This is a genomic window from Labrys sp. LIt4 (assembly GCF_017813775.1).
Lineage (GTDB): Bacteria > Pseudomonadota > Alphaproteobacteria > Rhizobiales > Labraceae > Labrys > Labrys okinawensis_A.
The window spans coordinates 1-247 of the sequence record NZ_JAGIPY010000114.1 but is presented as its reverse complement, the minus strand read 5'-3'; the positions used below and the strand labels follow the sequence as shown (position 1 = coordinate 247).

Annotated in this window: 1 protein-coding gene; it reads right to left on the bottom strand. The window is 66.4% G+C overall.

Going from position 1 to position 247, the window contains the following annotated elements:
- Positions 1–247: ATP-binding protein (locus J8I29_RS29830; protein ID WP_245197500.1), on the bottom strand; the 247-nt coding region annotated here is incomplete at both ends.

Below are 247 nucleotides of genomic sequence, written 5' to 3'. Positions count from 1 at the left end.
CTTCGGCGAGCTTCTGGAAGAGTCCGCGATCGAGGCCACGCGCGGCGCGGTAATCGACGTCTTCAATGGCGGCCTGGTGACGCAGACGGGCATAGCGCAGCCGCCGCAGCAGCTTTCGGTCGTAGCGATGGGTGATCTCTCGGTCGAGCAGAAGCCCGAGCCACTCGGCGTGGCTCATGGCCTCAGCCTCGCCCGAGGCTTCGATCTCGGTAAAGGCCTTGGCCATGCCGGCAAGGCCGAGGAGGTC